At 37.6% G+C, this 17,047-nt stretch carries 18 protein-coding genes; all 18 read right to left on the minus strand.

Features of this window, described 5'->3' with window-relative positions:
• Positions 1 to 5: 5 nt before the first annotated feature.
• Complete coding sequence (gene dapG, locus AB1284_RS14170; protein WP_429754222.1) at positions 6 to 1,238, minus strand: aspartate kinase; 1,233 nt, start codon at positions 1,236 to 1,238, stop codon at positions 6 to 8.
• Positions 1,239 to 1,260: 22 nt separating this feature from the next.
• Positions 1,261 to 2,307 (minus strand): aspartate-semialdehyde dehydrogenase, encoded by a 1,047-nt coding sequence (gene asd, locus AB1284_RS14175; protein ID WP_429754221.1) that lies wholly within the window; start codon positions 2,305 to 2,307, stop codon positions 1,261 to 1,263.
• A 149-nt stretch (positions 2,308 to 2,456) separates the two neighbouring features.
• Positions 2,457 to 3,056 (minus strand): dipicolinate synthase subunit B, encoded by a 600-nt coding sequence (locus AB1284_RS14180; RefSeq protein ID WP_429754220.1) that lies wholly within the window; start codon positions 3,054 to 3,056, stop codon positions 2,457 to 2,459.
• A complete protein-coding gene (gene dpaA / locus AB1284_RS14185) occupies positions 3,053 to 3,955 on the minus strand; it encodes a dipicolinic acid synthetase subunit A (RefSeq protein ID WP_429754219.1) in 903 nt (300 codons plus the stop codon). Before dpaA ends, AB1284_RS14180 begins: the two co-directional genes overlap by 4 nt.
• Positions 3,956 to 4,125: 170 nt before the next feature.
• On the minus strand, positions 4,126 to 4,377 hold the full coding sequence (locus AB1284_RS14190) for a YlmC/YmxH family sporulation protein (RefSeq protein ID WP_336483104.1): 252 nt from the start codon (positions 4,375 to 4,377) through the stop codon (positions 4,126 to 4,128).
• 278 nt (positions 4,378 to 4,655) lie between these two features.
• Positions 4,656 to 5,900 carry a M16 family metallopeptidase gene (locus AB1284_RS14195; RefSeq protein ID WP_429754218.1) on the minus strand — a complete coding sequence of 415 codons (1,245 nt, stop codon included), beginning with the start codon at positions 5,898 to 5,900 and terminating at the stop codon, positions 4,656 to 4,658.
• A gap of 88 nt (positions 5,901 to 5,988) precedes the next feature.
• Positions 5,989 to 6,888: a polysaccharide deacetylase family protein gene (locus tag AB1284_RS14200; protein WP_429754217.1), complete on the minus strand. Its 900-nt coding sequence runs from the start codon at positions 6,886 to 6,888 to the stop codon at positions 5,989 to 5,991.
• Between the two features lie 273 nt (positions 6,889 to 7,161).
• The gene (pnp, locus tag AB1284_RS14205) at positions 7,162 to 9,312 is read right to left on the minus strand and encodes a polyribonucleotide nucleotidyltransferase (RefSeq protein ID WP_429754216.1); all 2,151 of its coding nucleotides are present in this window, start codon (positions 9,310 to 9,312) and stop codon (positions 7,162 to 7,164) included.
• A 160-nt stretch (positions 9,313 to 9,472) separates the two neighbouring features.
• Positions 9,473 to 9,742, minus strand: coding sequence for a 30S ribosomal protein S15 (gene rpsO, locus AB1284_RS14210; RefSeq protein WP_090912790.1), 270 nt, complete (start codon positions 9,740 to 9,742; stop codon positions 9,473 to 9,475).
• A gap of 100 nt (positions 9,743 to 9,842) precedes the next feature.
• Positions 9,843 to 10,814 (minus strand): bifunctional riboflavin kinase/FAD synthetase, encoded by a 972-nt coding sequence (gene ribF, locus AB1284_RS14215; RefSeq protein WP_429754215.1) that lies wholly within the window; start codon positions 10,812 to 10,814, stop codon positions 9,843 to 9,845.
• A 43-nt stretch (positions 10,815 to 10,857) separates the two neighbouring features.
• Positions 10,858 to 11,781 (minus strand): tRNA pseudouridine(55) synthase TruB, encoded by a 924-nt coding sequence (gene truB, locus AB1284_RS14220; protein WP_429754214.1) that lies wholly within the window; start codon positions 11,779 to 11,781, stop codon positions 10,858 to 10,860.
• Between the two features lie 77 nt (positions 11,782 to 11,858).
• Positions 11,859 to 12,215, minus strand: a complete 357-nt coding sequence (rbfA, locus tag AB1284_RS14225) for a 30S ribosome-binding factor RbfA (RefSeq protein ID WP_336483109.1) — start codon at positions 12,213 to 12,215, stop codon at positions 11,859 to 11,861.
• A 15-nt stretch (positions 12,216 to 12,230) separates the two neighbouring features.
• Positions 12,231 to 12,512: a DUF503 domain-containing protein gene (locus AB1284_RS14230; protein ID WP_098309700.1), complete on the minus strand. Its 282-nt coding sequence runs from the start codon at positions 12,510 to 12,512 to the stop codon at positions 12,231 to 12,233.
• On the minus strand, positions 12,509 to 14,575 hold the full coding sequence (gene infB, locus AB1284_RS14235; RefSeq protein WP_429754213.1) for a translation initiation factor IF-2: 2,067 nt from the start codon (positions 14,573 to 14,575) through the stop codon (positions 12,509 to 12,511). Before infB ends, AB1284_RS14230 begins: the two co-directional genes overlap by 4 nt.
• A gap of 4 nt (positions 14,576 to 14,579) precedes the next feature.
• A complete protein-coding gene (locus AB1284_RS14240; protein ID WP_020059149.1) occupies positions 14,580 to 14,891 on the minus strand; it encodes a YlxQ family RNA-binding protein in 312 nt (103 codons plus the stop codon).
• A complete protein-coding gene (rnpM, locus tag AB1284_RS14245) occupies positions 14,892 to 15,164 on the minus strand; it encodes an RNase P modulator RnpM (RefSeq protein WP_020059150.1) in 273 nt (90 codons plus the stop codon).
• An 11-nt stretch (positions 15,165 to 15,175) separates the two neighbouring features.
• On the minus strand, positions 15,176 to 16,276 hold the full coding sequence (nusA, locus tag AB1284_RS14250) for a transcription termination factor NusA (RefSeq protein ID WP_429754212.1): 1,101 nt from the start codon (positions 16,274 to 16,276) through the stop codon (positions 15,176 to 15,178).
• Between the two features lie 17 nt (positions 16,277 to 16,293).
• Complete coding sequence (gene rimP, locus AB1284_RS14255; protein ID WP_429754211.1) at positions 16,294 to 16,764, minus strand: ribosome maturation factor RimP; 471 nt, start codon at positions 16,762 to 16,764, stop codon at positions 16,294 to 16,296.
• Positions 16,765 to 17,047 lie beyond the last annotated feature (283 nt).

Below are 17,047 nucleotides of genomic sequence, written 5' to 3' on the forward strand. Positions count from 1 at the left end.
ACTCCTTATAATTCCAGTTGCTTTTCTTTTGAAAGCTCAAATGCGCGATGAAGCGCATTTACAGCATCTACAAGTTTCTCTTCTTTAACAAGCACCCATATTGTTGTATGGCTATCTGCAGATTGTAATATTTGAACACCGTTTTCAGCTAACGCTGTTACAATTTTTGCAGTAACTCCCGGAACACCTGCGATACCAGCTCCAACAATGGATACCTTCGCGCAGTGCTCAGTTACAATTGGATGATATCCAAGCTTATGCAGCACTTCAACAGCGCGACCTGCAACATCATCACTAACTGTGTACGCTACACCAGTAGGAGAAATGTTGATTAAATCTACGCTAATCTTTTCTTTTGCCATTTCTTTGAACACTTCTGTTTGTAAATCGTATGCCCCGTCCTTCGCCAACACTTTAATTTGCGTTACATTGGAAACATGAGCAATACCAGTTACAGGACGCTCTTGTACATCGCGACCTTTTGTTGCGCCATCATACGCTGCAATTAGAGTTCCTTCGCTATCAGAATATGTTGAACGCACACGCAGAGGTACTTTCGCATGCATCGCAATTTCAACTGCACGCGGATGAACAACTTTTGCACCTTGATATGCCATATTACAAATTTCATTATATGTTACATTTTCAAGGTGACGCGCATCTTTTACAATACGTGGATCAGCAGTCATCACACCTTCTACATCTGTAAAAATGTCAATATACTCAGCATGAAGTGCAACACCTAACGCTGACGCTGATGTATCACTACCCCCGCGCCCAAGTGTTGTCGTATCGCCCTCATTCGTTTGCCCTTGGAAACCCGTTACAACAATTACATCAAATTTTTCTAATTCCTTCAAAATACGGTGACAATCCATTTCAATAATCTTTGCATTTGTAAAGTCATCATTTGTAATGAATCCAGCTTGTGCACCGTTAAACGCTGCGGCCTTTACGCCATTTTCATTTAACATATTTGAAAACACAATTGCCGAAATTAACTCACCGCAAGATAATAGTAAGTCCTGTTCACGTTTTGAAATGAACGATTGTTTTTCATTTACAAGACTTAATAATGTATCCGTGGCATAAGGCTCACCTTTGCGGCCCATAGCAGATACAACAACTACAGATTTATAGCCTTCTTTTAATGATTTTTGAATGTGATGAAGAGCATGCTTTCGACCACTTTCATCACGCACAGATGTACCACCGAATTTTTGGACAATAATTTTCATTTTTGCACCTTCTTTTAGCCGTTTACACTAATTGTAATTTCACTAATCGTTCTGCAATTTGAACAGAGTTCCATGCAGCACCTTTTAATAAGTTATCAGATACGACCCAAAGATGGAATCCTTTATCATTGTTTAAATCTTTACGAATACGACCAACGAATACTTCGTTTTTACCAACTGCAGTTGCTGGCATTGGGTATACTTGTTCTGCTGGATTATCTTGCAGTACAATTCCTTCTGCGTTCGCTAACAAATTACGCAGTTCTTCTACCGTTACACCTTCTTTTTCTACTTCAATGTAAACAGATTCAGAGTGACCTGATACAACTGGTAATCGTACACATGTTGCCGCTACTTCAAGTTCTGGCATATGCATAATTTTCTTCGTTTCATTAATCATTTTCATTTCTTCAAATGTAAAGCCATTATCTTCGAACTTATCAATTTGCGGAATCGCATTGAATGCAATCTGATAATGTTTTTCATCACCTTTTACAGGTAAAACATTTGCTTTTACTTCTTCACCGTTTAAAATAGCTTGTGATTGTTCATGAAGCTCTTCAATTGCAACAGCACCTGCACCTGATACAGCTTGATATGTGGAAACGATTACTCGTTTTAAACCAAAGTGCTGACGAACTGGTTCGAGAGCAACTACCATTTGAATTGTAGAACAATTCGGATTTGCAATGATTCCGTTATGTTCTAATAAATCTTTTTCGTTTACTTCTGGTACAACAAGCGGAACATTTTCTGTCATGCGGAACGCACTAGTATTATCAACGACGATTGCACCGCGCTTTGCTGCTTCTGGTGCTAATTGTTTTGATACAGATCCACCCGCACTAAAGAGCGCAATATCCACTCCTTCAAAGCTTTCAGGAGTAGCCTCTTGCACGATTACTTCTTCTCCTTTAAATAAAAGCGTTTTGCCTGCAGAACGTTTAGATGAAAGTAACGTTAATTTTTCAATTGGAAAATCACGTTTCTCTAAAGTATTTAACATTTGTTCACCAACTGCGCCGGTTGCTCCAACTACAGCGACATGAAAAGATTTTTTCTTTTCCATCACTATGCCCCTTTCTAGGTACCAATCTTTCTATAGTTAGAATAAAAAGGAGTAACAAATACTCCTTCTAATTCTTAATAGAATTAATTTTATCATATTCTGGGATAAGAGTGATGGTTTCATGAAAAAAATTGTCTGTTTTTTGTTTGTTAATTCATGTATCTGAATTTTTCTACAACTACAGGTTGCAGTTGTTTCCCTTCCATCGCTTCAATCATTGTATCCTGCAACAATTCCATACGCGCTACCATAGAATTCGGTTTATTATGCGGTGCATCTTGCCCAAACGGTACAAAATAAATATTTTTTGTTGCCATCAGACGCATCATATTCACTCCGTTTAATCCGAGAGCATCATTTGTCGAAATAGCTAATACAACAGGTTTACCATTTCTTAATGTCGCTTTCGCTGCCATTAGTACAGGAGAATCTGTCATTGCATTTGCAAATTTACTCATCGTATTCCCTGTTAACGGCGCTATAACCATACAGTCCAGCGGAATTTTCGGACCAAGCGGCTCTGCTTTTACAATAGAGTCAATTACTTTATGACCTGTAATAGTTTCTATCTTTTCAATCCACTCTGCCCCTTCACCAAACCTCGTATTTGTCGTTTGCAATGTATACGATACAACAGGTAACACTTCAGCTCCTTCCGCAACAAGCTTTTCTAAATGCGGCATAACTTCTGCATACGTACAATGCGAACCTGTTAATCCAAAACCAATTCGTTTGCCTTTCACACTCATTTTTTATTCTCCTTTCTCACTTCTATATCTGCCTTTAATAAATTAGAAAGGACATTCGCAAGAATTTGCCCGGCTGTTTTTGGTGCAACAATTCCTGGCAGTCCAGGTGCTAATAACGCTTTAATGCCTCGCTTTTCAGCATAGCGGAAATCTGTTCCGCCTGGTTTAGAAGCTAGATCGATAATTAATGTATGAGCTGGCATTTTTGAAATTACACTTGCCGTTACAATAAGGTGCGGAATTGTATTAATTACAATATCGACATCTTGCACCTCTTGATCTATATCTCGCATTTGAAATGGCGTAAATGTCATCTCTGAGATACGAGCGATATGTTCAGAGCGCCGGGCACCTACCTTCACTTTCGCTCCTAGCGACTGAAATGCTCTTGCTACGCTCATTCCAGTTCTCCCAAATCCCAATACCATTACCTTAGAGCCATGAATTGTATAATCTGTATGTTGAATGACCATCATAATAGTCCCTTCAACCGTTGGAATTGAATTATAAATTGCCACATCATCACGATCAAACAATTTGATAAGTTTTCGATTCGTAGAAGAAGCAATCGTATCTAAGTAAGTATTACTAATACCTGAATATATCGTAAAATGTGCTGGTGTTTTTTCAATTTGTTCTTTCGTAATAATTACTTTTTTATTAGAAAAAATTGTATCGATTTGTCCGTTTGCATCAGTTCCAGCTACTGGTAAAATGATGGCATCTAAAGAAGTAAAATCGAGATTCTGCATACTCTCTTTTGCTGCTCCTGTAAATCCATGATCAAGTTGATCAAAGCCTACTAATGAGAGTTTTGCATCAAGCTCAACTAGCTTACGAATAACTTCAAGCTGCCGTGCATCTCCTCCTATGACAGCAATATGGATATCAGTCAACATCCTTTACTTCACCTTCTTTTTCTCTCATTATAAGAAAAGCGCCTACTTTTTTCATTTTCCTCCACATCATATGTAATATACGAGTATAAGGTGATTGAAAAACAAAAAGTACGGATGATTTACATCTATGGATTCCTACAATAAAAAAAGACAACCACAATGGTCATCTTTTAAACAGAATCAGAATAATTAGCAAGATCAAAAATAATCATATCCTGCCCCACCTTTTTTATTCTACTCCACTCCACTCGCACTTCTTGTTGCCCTCGTTTGAATCCTCCCCATTTCCCGACAGGAATAATGAGCGCTTGAACCTTACCATCTTTCTCATCAATCTCTAAATCCGCATGTCCAAGCACTCCCATTCTTTCCGCACGTTGTAAATCAACAATTTCTTTCCCACTTAGTTCACTTAATCGCATTCCATCCTCTCCTTATGTAACATTCTAATTAAAAAGTTTCTTTTATCCGCTACTTTTGGACAGTATGACTCCCACCTCAAGATTAAGAGAAAGCGAAGAAGGTAGGTGAGGGATAACTGCTAGCCTTTCCATCAGTGGAGGATGGAGCCCCCTACTGATGGAAGTTTCACTTTATATTAAGTACCTATTCTAGTCTTGCAAAAAAAATACCCACAAGTTTTGCCACCTTGTATAAAAAAACCGTTTCTCCTTAATAAGAAACGGTTTCATAGATATATTTATTTTGTTCTTATCCCTTTTGGAAGTTCTCCATTTGGACTAATAAGCGCTGCTGAAAACTCGTCTGTAAACATATTACGAATTAGCGTGTCTACATCCGCTTTTGTAACACTGTTTACACTTTCAATAATTTCATCTAATGAGCGGTGTTTTTTCAACAGCAACTCATTTTTACCATTGCGGCTCATACGACTATTCGTACTTTCTAAGCTTAACATAAGATTTCCTTTTAGTTGCTCTTTACTGTTAAGTAACTCTTTTTCTGTGATTCCTTTATCTTTTAGTGCATCCAGCGTTTGTTGAATGGTTTCATATAATGTATCCAGCTGCTGACTACCCGTTCCTCCGTAAATTGTTAACATCCCTGTATCTTCATAAGAAGAATGATAAGAAAAGACAGAATATGCTAACCCTCGTTGCTCACGTACTTCTTGGAACAGGCGGCTACTCATGCTGCCACCTAAAATATTATTTAATACAATTAAATTATAAATACTTTCGTCACCCATCTGTAATCCTTTAAATCCTAAACATAAATGCGCTTGTTCTGTTTCTTTTTTGCGCGCTACTTTATTTGGGTGAAAAATAGGGTTATGTACTTGTTCGCGATTTGTCGTTCCTTCATAATTCCCAAAATATTGTTCGACGATTTGAACAAAGGATTCGTCAATATTACCAGCGATGGAAACAACGACATTTTCTGGCGTATAATGATCTTTTATATATTGACGAAGCGTATCACCTGTAAATGTATCAAGGGTTTGTTCTGTTCCTAAAATCGGATATGCTAGCGGATGTGTTTCATACGTCGCTTTCGTTAGCATATCATGAACAATATCATCCGGTGTATCTTCATACATTTTAATTTCTTCGAGCACAACGTTCTTTTCTTTTTTCAATTCCTCTTCAACAAACGTTGAATTAAAGAACATATCCGCTAAAATATCAAGCGCATATTTCGCATGCTCATCTAATACTTTCGCATAGTAACATGTATATTCCTTTGATGTAAACGCATTAACCTGTCCGCCAATGCTATCGAAGGATTCTGCAATTTCTCTAGCACTACGTGTTTTCGTTCCTTTAAAAAACATGTGTTCTAAAAAGTGAGAAATCCCATTATTCTTTACATTTTCATTTCGTGATCCCGCATGAATCCATACTCCAATTGCAACAGAACGTACTGTTGGAATATTTTCCATTACGATTCTTACTCCATTTTTACACGTATATTTTTTGATCAAATGCCTTCCTCCTATTGACAAATTCTCTGTAAAAAGATTCTATTATATAATCATAACAAGTTTAACAGCGATTGTCATGCAAATGTGTTTAATCAATACGCTTTTCGTCTACTAAAGCAGATACGTCCCCTACCGTATACCCTTTCTCTTTCAGCTTTGAAATCAATGTATCCAGTGATTCTGCTGAAGAAGAAGTAGGATGCATTAAAATAATGGCACCAGGATGTACTTTACTTAACACTCGTTGTAGCAATACGTGCGGTTCTGGCCGTTTCCAATCAATTGTATCTACCGTCCACATAATGGTTCCCATTTTTAATTTTGCAGCAGTATGCACAACATCATCGCGAAAACTCCCACTTGGCGGTGCAAACCAGCGTACCTTTTGATTCGTTGCTGCTTCAATGACTTGATTTGTTTTTTGTAATTGTTCATAAATCGCATCAACCGATAAAGTTTTCATATCAGGATGCGTATATGAGTGATTTCCCACTTCCTGATTTGCATCTGCAATCATTTTTGCAAAACGTAAATTTTCCTTTACCCATCTTCCCTCAAGAAAAAAAGTTGCTTTAACTTGATGTTTTTGCAGTACTTCTAACATCCGAGAAAGATATTCGTTCCCCCAAGCAACATTAATAGTAAGGGCAACCATTTTTTTGCTTGGATTTCCTCTATAAATAGGAGCAGGAGATAAATTTGTTAAATGTACTTGAGGTGATACTTCCCGATATACCAACTGTTTCTCATCGAAACTCCCCTTCCTCTTCATGTTATCATAGGAAGCTCTTATATCTACTTCTTTTCCATTGTAACCTGGCGTTGCTTTCCATATTTTATCAATACATGCATTTTGTGCTGGAATCTTATATCCTTCAGCTTTTTCTTCAATTTCTTCGTACAAACGGTCTTTTGCATATGATATATGGGAAACATGCTGAGCAGAGAACAATAATATAACTATAAGTAAAATAATGCGAGTTTTCATAAAAATACCCTCCAATAAAATGAAACTTCTATCATTAGGCGTGACCTACATCCGCCACTGCTATTTAGCCCGATCTCACTTCTTCTCTTCCCCTAAATACTGAGACGGATTTACTTCTCGTTAAAGCAGAATAGTAAAAATCTCCTTTTTCTTTTCATTGTTAATTTAAACGTTCTCGCTAAAACTATACTCTGTTATATACAAAAAAACCTTGAGATATATCTCAAGGCTTTATACATAGTAAAAAAGCCAAGGAGTTCCTTGGCTTTTCGTTTATTCTTGTTCCTGTTCTTGTTTTTGCTCTTGTTCTTGCTTTGCCGCTTCTTTTTCTTGCTCTTCTTTAAGCAGTACTTTTCTAGACAAGTTTACACGACCTTGTTTGTCAATCTCGACAACTTTTACTGAAATCTCATCACCGATTTTCACAACATCTTCTACTTTGCCTACACGCTCAAGTGCTAGTTCAGAGATATGAACAAGACCGTCTTTACCACTAAATAATTCAACAAAAGCACCGAATTTTTCAATTCGTTTTACTTTTCCTAAGTAAATTTCACCTACTTGTACTTCACGAACGATATCTTCAATAATTTTCTTCGCTTTTTCGTTCATTTCTTGATCAACAGATGAAATAAAGACTGTACCATCTTGTTCAATATCAATTTTCACGCCTGTTTCTTCAATAATCTTGTTAATTTGTTTACCACTTGGTCCAATAACATCACGGATTTTATCCGGATTAATTGTCATTGTAATAATTTTTGGAGCATACGCAGATAACTCAGTACGCGGCTCAGCAATAACAGATAGCATATGATCTAGAATATGCATGCGTCCAACTTTTGCTTGTTGCAATGCTTCTTCTAAAATTTCACGAGATAAGCCTTCAATTTTAATATCCATTTGAAGTGCTGTTACACCTTTAGCTGTACCTGCTACTTTAAAGTCCATATCACCTAAGTGATCTTCCATACCTTGGATATCTGTTAAAATTGTGTAGTGTTCACCAGACTTCACAAGTCCCATTGCAATACCAGCAACTGGCGCTTTCAGTGGTACACCAGCATCCATCATCGCTAAAGTACTACCACAAATACTTGCTTGTGAAGTAGAACCATTCGATTCTAAAACTTCAGATACAAGACGAACTGTATACGGGAAGTCCTTTTCAGATGGAATAACAGGTTCAAGAGCACGTTCACCTAATGCACCGTGACCGATTTCACGACGACCTGGTCCACGCATTGGTCTTGTTTCTCCAACACTAAAGGACGGGAAGTTATAATGATGCATAAAACGTTTTGATTCTTCTACACCAAGACCATCTAAAATTTGCACATCGCCTAATGCACCTAATGTACAAATACTTAATGCTTGTGTTTGTCCACGTGTAAATAGACCTGAACCGTGCGTACGAGATAAAATACCTACCTCTGATGCTAAAGGACGAATTTCATCACCTTTACGTCCATCTGGGCGGATTTTTTCAACTGTAATAAGACGACGTACTTCTTCTTTTACAATTTTATATAAAATCTCATTTACTTGTCCTAATGTTTCAGCATCAGCTTCTTGTGCCTCATAATGCTCAATAACACGTTTTTTCACTTTATTAATTGCATCTTCACGTGCATGTTTTTCGTGCACTTGAATTGCTGAATGCATATCTTGTTCTGCCATTTCACGTACAGCTTGATCAAGTTCAGCATCCACTTCATAAAGTTGTACTTCTGTTTTCTCTTTACCTACAGCTTGTACAATCTCTTCTTGGAAAGCAATTAGACGTTTAATTTCTTCATGACCAAACATAATTGCTTCTAACATCGTTTCTTCAGGCACTTGATCTGCCCCTGCTTCTACCATGTTAATTGCGTCTTTCGTACCAGCTACAACAAGATGGATATCACTTTTCTCTTGTTGTTCTACTGTTGGATTAATAATGAATTCGCCGTCAATACGACCAACTGTTGCACCCGCGATTGGACCTTCAAATGGGATATCTGAAATCGATAACGCTAATGAAGAACCAAGCATAGCTGCCATCTCAGAAGAACAATCTTGATCAACACTCATTACGATGCTGACAACTTGTACTTCATTACGGAAACCATCTGCGAAAAGCGGACGAATTGGTCGGTCAATTAAACGACTTGCTAAAATTGCTTTTTCACTCGGACGGCCTTCACGTTTAATAAAACCGCCTGGAATTTTCCCTACTGCATATAAACGCTCTTCATAGTTTACTGTAAGTGGAAAAAAGTCTACATTTTTTGCCTCTTTTGATGCAGTTGCTGTAGATAGAACCGCTGTATCGCCATATCTTACTAATACTGCTCCGTTCGCTTGTTTTGCAAGCTGACCTGTTTCAATTGTTAGCTGACGACCAGCCAAATCTATCGAGAAGACTTGCTTTTCGTGACTCATTTAAGTACCCCTCTCAATTTAAAATATTCAGTTCTTCTATGTAAATGAATAATATATCACAATATCCTTCCTCTAGTATTACCGAAAATTCAGTAAGCTATCAAGAGTCAAAGATATATTTTTACCTAACAAAAAAGCGGGAATATTCCCGCTTTTTTGACTATCGACGTAATCCAAGCTTTGTGATTAGTTCACGGTAGCGAGTGATGTCTGTGTTACGAAGGTAAGTAAGTAAGTTACGACGTTTACCAACCATCTTTAAAAGACCGCGACGTGAATGATGATCTTTCTTGTGAGTACGTAAGTGCTCATTTAGAGTGTTAATTTGCTCTGTTAGGACAGCAACTTGAACCTCTGGAGAACCAGTATCAGTCTCATGAGTTCTAAATTGTGCAATGATTTCATTTTTACGCTCTTGTGTTAAAGCCATCCTATTTCACCTCCTAAGTAATATATCCCCAATTACCTAGCAAACGTCGGTGAGTCGTAATGCCAAGCAATGGTTATTTTAAAGTACATAAGATAGAATACTACTTTTCATTCGAAAAAGCAAGTATATTATTTGCACGGTTAAAATAATCTTCTGCTACTTTTTTATCTTTTGCAATTTGTGCAACTAATTCATCAATACCATTAAATTTCTTTTCTTCACGAATTCGCATATGCCACTCTACAACAACAGATTCATCATATATATCACGCTGAAATTCAAATAGATGTACTTCAATAGAAAGCTGCTTTTCACTTTCCTTAAAAGTCGGTTTATATCCGATATTACATACACCTTCATGCCACTCATCATTTACTTTCATTCGAACGGCGTATACACCAACAGGCGGTAAAAGGTATTCATCATTTAGAGCAATATTTGCTGTCGGAAAACCAATTTGGCGTCCGCGCTTATCTCCATGAACAACTGTTCCTTCAACAGTATATGGTCTGCCTAAAATAGATGGTATTTGTTCCATTTCTCCATTGCGAATATGTTTTCGCAATAATGTGGAACTTACTTTTTCTTCTTGAAATTCTACTTTTTCAATCACGGTTTGTGTAAACTCCCCTCTTGCATGAAATGGCAAAGTTTCCATCGTCCCTTTTCCTAAACGTCCATATGAATAATCAAAGCCCGCTACAACATGCTGTACATTCAGCCCAATGATATAATCATCTACAAATTGTTGTGGTAATAAATTTGCGAATGCTTCGTCAAATTTCACAACATATAAAATATCAATTCCTAAACTTGCAATTACTTTTTCTTTACTTCGTAAAGGCGTAATATACTCTACATGCGCTTCCTTTTTCCCTAATACAACAGACGGATGCGGATGAAAAGTCATAACAGCACTTTTAAACCCTCGTTCTTCCGCTACCTTTTTTGCAGTATGAATGACACGTTGATGACCTAAGTGAATACCATCAAAATACCCTAATGCCATTACAGTAGGCTCTATTTCCGCTTTGTCTAATGCATGAGGATGAGTTAAATGAATGAGTTTCACGCTTAAATTCACCTTTTTCTATAATAATCCTTCTAATTATTCATTATAGCTGTAATTCTTGATTATTCACAAGTACTTTCATCGGTTTCAACATCCCTGGACGTTTTGGATGATGCTCATAAATCGCTAAACAGCGTTTATTTTCATCAAAGACTGTAATAAATGGCGCTGTCAATTGCTCTTTATTTGGTAAGAACATACCATTTTTTACTTTTTCTGCTTGTTCTTCATTAACAATTATCTTTGGAAACTTATGTAATGCTTCATCAATGGAAATAAAGATAGATTCCACTGTTCCATTTTGCACGTTTTGCTCAATTTCTTCAAATGATATGCAATCATCTAAGTGAAACTCTCCTGATGCTGTTCGTACAAGATCTGACATATGCGCCGGGAATCCAAGCTTTTCACCAATCATCACAGCTAATGTTCTTACGTATGTGCCTTTACTACAAGTCACTCGAAAACGGAAGGAAATTGTTGCCCCCTCAAACACTTCACGGTCATCAAGTAATGTGAATTCATGAATCGTAATGGTACGAACCGGACGCTCTACTTCTATTCCTGCCCTTGCGTATTCATATAATTTCTTTCCATTTACTTTTACAGCAGAGTACATCGGTGGTACTTGTTCAAGTGTTCCTGTTAAATTCTCCAATACGGATTCTACTTCTTTACGTGTAATCATACGATTTACATCCTGTTTTTCTACAATTTCACCCGAAGCATCTTCTGTAGTCGTCGAAAAGCCCAGCGTAACTTCGCCCTCATATGTTTTTGTTTCACTCGTTAAAAACTGAGCGATTTTTGTAGCACGTCCTACACAAATCGGTAATACACCTGTCACATCCGGATCTAAAGTTCCTGTATGCCCTATGCGTTTCTCTCTTAATATTTTTCTTAACTTAAATACGCAATCATGCGATGTCATTCCTTTTGGTTTATGTAATAACACTACACCTTCCATATGTTCACCTCATTGTTATACTTTTGTATGTCAAATTTACTTCAGATTGAAAAAATGGATAGACAAATGTCTATCCATTATTCTTCACGTTTATCTTCTTTATTAATTTCATGTAAAAGCGTATCAATTCGATGACCATATCCAATCGATTCATCAAATTCAAAGGAGATTTCAGGTGTTTTACGAAGACGAATACGTTGTCCAATTTCGGAACGAATAAAGCCTTTCGCCTTTGCTAAGCCTTTTAACGTATTTTCCTTCTGCTCTTCGTCTCCTAAAACAGAAATATATACTTTGGCAATCTGTAAATCCCCACTTACTTGCACATCTGTTACCGTCACAAAACCGATACGTGGATCTTTAATTTTGCGACTGATAATTTCGCCTAATTCTTTCTTCATTTGCTCGCCCACGCGATTTGCACGTAGCTTCATAACTAATCACCTCATTCAATACCATTCCAATTGTGTTATCGTACGTTCAATCTCAGGAAATGAGTCAATATACTCAAGTACACGATTCATTTCTTTTTCGCAGACAACACGATTTGAGGATACGGAAACGATTGCAATTTCTGTACGTTGCCATACATCCTGGTGTCCAACTTCTGAAACAGATACATTGTAACGCTGTTTCACACGAGTTAAAATACGCTGTAAAATTGCTCGTTTCTCTTTTAAAGAATGCACATCATAAATCATACATTCGAATGAGAGTGAAGCGATAATCATCGCTTCACTTCTTCCATAATGTACGCCTCAATGATGTCCCCTTCTTTAAGATCATTATATCTTTCAATTGTAATACCACACTCATAATTTTGTGCAACTTCTTTTACGTCATCTTTGAAGCGTTTTAACGTATCAAGCTGTCCTTCGAAAATAACTACGCCATCACGAATGATACGTACACCGCTATCACGTGTGATTTTACCATCAGTTACGTAACATCCTGCAATTGTTCCAACTTTCGTTACTTTGAATGTTTGACGAACTTCTGCTTGACCGATTACTTTTTCTACGAATTCAGGATCTAGCATACCTTGCATTGCTGCTTCAATTTCTTCAATTACTTTGTAAATAATACGGTGTAAACGAATATCAACATTTTCTAATTCAGCTGTACGTTTCGCGTTTACATCAGGACGTACGTTAAATCCGATTACGATTGCATTTGATGCAGAAGCTAAAATAATATCAGATTCTGTAATTGCACCTACGCCAGTATGGATGATTTTCACTTTTACGCCTTCAACATCAATTTTACGAAGTGATGCTGCCATTGCTTCTACAGAACCTTGTACGTCCGCTTTCACAATTAGGTTAATTTCTTTTACATCGCCTTCTTGAATTTGTTGGAATAAATCTTCAAGGCTTAGTTTAGATTTTTCACCGCGCTGTGCAAGCAATGCTTGTTGTGCACGTGATTCACCAATTTGACGTGCTTTCTTCTCGTCAGCAAATGCCATAAAGCGATCGCCAGCTTGTGGTACTTCGTTTAAGCCTGTAATTTCAACAGGAGTAGACGGACCAGCAACTTTTACACGACGACCAATATCATTTACCATCGCACGAACACGGCCGAATGATGTACCAACAACGATTGGGTCTCCTACTCGAAGTGTACCGTTTTGAACAAGTAATGTCGCGATTGTTCCTTTACCTTTATCAAGCTGTGCTTCGATTACTGTACCAGTTGCATAGCGATTTGGATTTGCCTTATATTCTTCTACTTCACTTACAAGAAGAATCATTTCTAATAAGTTGTCAATTCCTTCGCCTTTAATCGCAGCAATCGGTACGAAAATTGTATCGCCGCCCCAAGCTTCTGGAACTAACTCATATTCAGTTAACTCTTGCATTACACGGTCTGGATTTGCTGATGGTTTATCCATTTTATTCACAGCAACGATAATTGGTACTCCCGCTGCTTTTGCGTGGTTAATCGCTTCAACTGTTTGTGGCATAACACCGTCATCAGCTGCTACAACTAGAATTGTAATATCCGTAACTTGCGCACCGCGTGCACGCATTGTTGTAAACGCTGCGTGACCTGGTGTATCTAGGAACGTAATTTTTTTGTCGTTTACTTCAACTTGGTATGCACCAATATGCTGTGTAATTCCGCCCGCTTCACCAGCAGTTACTTTTGAATTACGAATAGAGTCAAGTAATGTTGTTTTACCATGGTCAACGTGTCCCATAATTGTAACAACAGCCGGACGTTCTTTTAAGTTTTCTTCATCGTCTTGCTCATCCATAAATGTTTCAAATTCTGTTTCACTAACAATTACTTCTTCTTCTACTTCAATACCGTAATCACCAGCAATTAGCTCAATTGTATCTTTGTCTAAATCTTGGTTAATTGTTGCCATGATTCCAAGCATAAAGAGCTTTTTAATAATTTCAGACGGCTCTTTGCTTAATTTTTTTGCAAGTTCGCTTACAGTAAGCGAACCAGAGAAAGTAACTTTATCTGGCGTTTCTACCGTTTGCGTTTGTTGTCTTCCAGCAAAGTTCTCTTGACGTTTGTCTTGATTCCCTTTACCTTTTTTCTTATTCTTATTGCTGTTCTTTTTGCTACGAACAACTTTTTCCTCTACTTCAAACTCATCTGCAACAGAAGTTTTTTCTGCTCCATCATTATATTGATTATCTAACTTGTTTACTACTTCATCATCTAACATCGCCATATGATTAGAAACCTCGATATTCATTTCTTTTAGTTTTGTAATAATATCTTTACTTGAGATATTGTGTTTTTTTGCATATTCATATACTCGAATTTTACTCATACCTTCACCCCCGGTAAGTTGTATCGAGCATGCTAAGCAGCTTCTTAGCAAAGCCGTCATCTAACACCGCTACAACGACTCGTTCTTCTCTCCCAATCGCATGCCCTAACTCTTGTCGATTTTCGACTTTTCTCATTGGTACGTTGTAGAACGTTGTTTTGTCCGTAATACGCTTTGTTGTATTTGCAGACGCATCTTCAGAAAGCAATACGAGCTTTGCTTTACCGCCTCGAACTTCTTTTAAAACAAGCTCTTCACCCGATATAATCTTTCGAGCCCGATTAGCTAGCCCTAAAAACGATTTCCAATTGGACACTTACTTCGACTCCTTCTCAACAAGCTCGATTAGCTCTTCATAAAGAGAGTCATCAATTTTCGCTTTTAGGTGATGTTCCAAGACATTCTTCTTTTTCGCCTGAGAAATACATTCTTTATCTTTCGATAAGTATGCACCGCGTCCTGACTGTTTGCCTGTTAAATCAATAGACACGACTCCCTCTTTGGAACGAACAATGCGAATGAGCTCGCGTTTTGATTTCATCTCTTGTGTTACAACACATTTTCGTAACGGAACTTTTCGATTGCTCACGTTCATCACCTCTATTCGATTTCGTCTTCAGGAGAATCGAATGCGATCATCATATCTTCTTCTGTTAAAAGTCCTATTTGTTTCGCATCAGACTCACTTTTAATATCAATTTTCCAGCCAGTTAACTTCGCTGCAAGTCGTGCATTTTGACCACGCTTACCAATCGCTAAAGAAAGTTGATGATCTGGAACAATGACAGTAGTTGCCTTTTCTTCTTCGTTTACAAGCACTTTTACAACTTGTGATGGGCTCAATGCATTTGCTACATATTCAACTGGATCATTTGACCAGCGAACAATATCAATTTTTTCACCTTTTAGCTCATCTACGATGCGTTGTACACGTTGTCCTTTCGGCCCTACACAAGAGCCTACTGGATCTACATCTATGTTTTCAGAGTACACAGAGATTTTAGAACGATCTCCAGCTTCACGTGCTACAGAACGAATTTCTACAGTTCCATCATAAATCTCTGGCACTTCAATTTCAAACAGACGCTTTAAAAGACCTGGATGTGTGCGAGATACATAAATTTGCGGTCCTTTTGTTGTTTTCTCTACTTTTGTAATGAAAACACGAATGCGATCATGCGGTTTATATTGTTCGTTTGGCATTTGCTCACTTACAGGTAAAAGTGCTTCTACTTTTCCTAAACTTACATAAATAAAGCGAGCATCTTGACGTTGTACAATACCAACCATAATGTCTTCTTCACGATCGCTAAACTCAGAATAAATAACGCCACGCTCTGCCTCGCGTACACGTTGCGTTACAACTTGTTTTGCTGTTTGCGCTGCAATGCGTCCGAAATCTTTTGGCGTAACTTCAATTTCTAGTACGTCGCCCTCTTGATAGTTCGGATTAATTTGTCTTGCTTTTTCAACAGAAATTTCAAGACGTGGATCAAATACATTTTCCACTACATCTTTACGCGCTAGTACTTGAATAGATCCAACTTCAGGATTGAAGCTAACGCGAACATTTTGCGCTTGGTTAAAATTTCGTTTATAAGCAGAGATTAAAGCTGCTTCAATAGCATCAATAATAATATCTTTGCTTATACCTTTTTCTTGTTCTAATACGAGCAAAGCATCTAACAACTCAGTGCTCATGAAGATCCCCCTTCTTACTAAAACGTAACTGCAAGTCGCGCATTGGCAACTTTATCCACTGGAATTTGGATTTCTTTTTTACGTGTTTTAATTGTTAATAGTAATGTGATTGTTGTTCCATCGTACGCGAGTAGTTTTCCTTCAAACATTTTCTCACCAACGATTGGCTCATACGTTTTAATCGCAACTTGTTTTCCAACTGCTTGCTGAAAATCTTTTTCTTTCTTTAATGGACGTTCCGCTCCTGGAGAGGATACATCTAAAAAGTAAAGATGAGGAATTGGATCCTCTTTATCTAAAGCTTCACTTAATCGCTCACTTACCGCACCGCATTCCTCAATATCTACTCCTGTATCAGAGTCAATGGATACGCGTAAAAACCAATCTTTTCCTTCTTTCACATACTCTACATCTACAAGCTCAAGACCAAGCTCTTCGACAATTGGCTGCGCAAGTGCTTCAACAACTTCTGTAACTTTCTTATCCATAAACAGCCTCCTTTCTGCCGCCATGTACCGTTTGAAAGATTTCACTCTGCGTATAGTTAACCAACGCAGCTTGTATATTCTTTCTCGTTAGCTAACAAAAGCCCCTGCCAATAAGCAGGGAATATCTGTCTTAGTATTACCAAATTTAAGAAGTAAAACTTGTAACAAAATATGTATATACGACAGAAGCGCCTCATCTATCGTCTTGGCGCAGAAACATAGATAGTAACACGAAAGAGTGGGTTTCCCCACTCTTTTTTTAAAAAAATATACATGACATGGT

It is taken from the genome of Bacillus sp. S2(2024) (assembly GCF_050474045.1).
Lineage (GTDB): Bacteria > Bacillota > Bacilli > Bacillales > Bacillaceae_G > Bacillus_A > Bacillus_A yunxiaonensis.